This window comes from Vibrio sp. Hep-1b-8 (assembly GCF_006124995.1).
GTDB lineage: Bacteria > Pseudomonadota > Gammaproteobacteria > Enterobacterales > Vibrionaceae > Vibrio.
On record NZ_QEWN01000081.1, the window covers coordinates 1 to 640 of the forward strand.

Below are 640 nucleotides of genomic sequence, written 5' to 3' on the forward strand. Positions count from 1 at the left end.
AGTTAGGATTTGAGAACTTTTAATTTGAATAACAACGCATATCAAAGATATGGGGATTGTTGTTATTCGTCAGCTTTCCAAATTGTTAAAGAGCAAGTTTCTTTCGAAACCATTTTTAAGAACACTCAAGCAAGTATGCTTAAAGATGGTGGGCGATACCGGGCTCGAACCAGTGACCCCCTGCTTGTAAGGCAGGTGCTCTCCCAACTGAGCTAATCGCCCATCGAATCAAGAATGGTGGAGCTAAGCAGGATCGAACTGCTGACCTCCTGCGTGCAAGGCAGGCGCTCTCCCAGCTGAGCTATAGCCCCATATCTTGAGAAAATGGTGGGTCGTGCAGGATTCGAACCTGCGACCAATTGATTAAAAGTCAACTGCTCTACCAACTGAGCTAACGACCCAATGGTATCCCGTAGGGGAGTCGAACCCCTGTTACCGCCGTGAAAGGGCGGTGTCCTAGGCCTCTAGACGAACGGGACACTAAGTGAACATCTTGGGGGATGTTCTTTCTCTTAAACTACATAAACCATCAATCTGTGTGAACACTCATCGCAATAATCATCGTATAAGGAGGTGATCCAGCCCCAGGTTCCCCTAGGGCTACCTTGTTACGACTTCACCCCAGTCATGAACCACAAAG

General features: G+C 47.5%; 4 tRNA genes and 1 rRNA gene. All 5 read right to left on the reverse strand.

The features are described from left to right. Nucleotides 1–146 precede the first annotated feature (146 nt). A tRNA-Val gene (locus DA100_RS08400) sits at nucleotides 147–222 on the reverse strand. Nucleotides 223–235: 13 nt separating this feature from the next. Then, nucleotides 236–311 (reverse strand) — tRNA-Ala (locus DA100_RS08405). A gap of 14 nt (nucleotides 312–325) precedes the next feature. Next, nucleotides 326–401: transfer RNA gene (locus DA100_RS08410), tRNA-Lys, on the reverse strand. A gap of 2 nt (nucleotides 402–403) precedes the next feature. Next, nucleotides 404–479: transfer RNA gene (locus DA100_RS08415), tRNA-Glu, on the reverse strand. A gap of 87 nt (nucleotides 480–566) precedes the next feature. Beyond that, nucleotides 567–640 (reverse strand): 16S ribosomal RNA (locus tag DA100_RS08420); the annotation flags it as partial.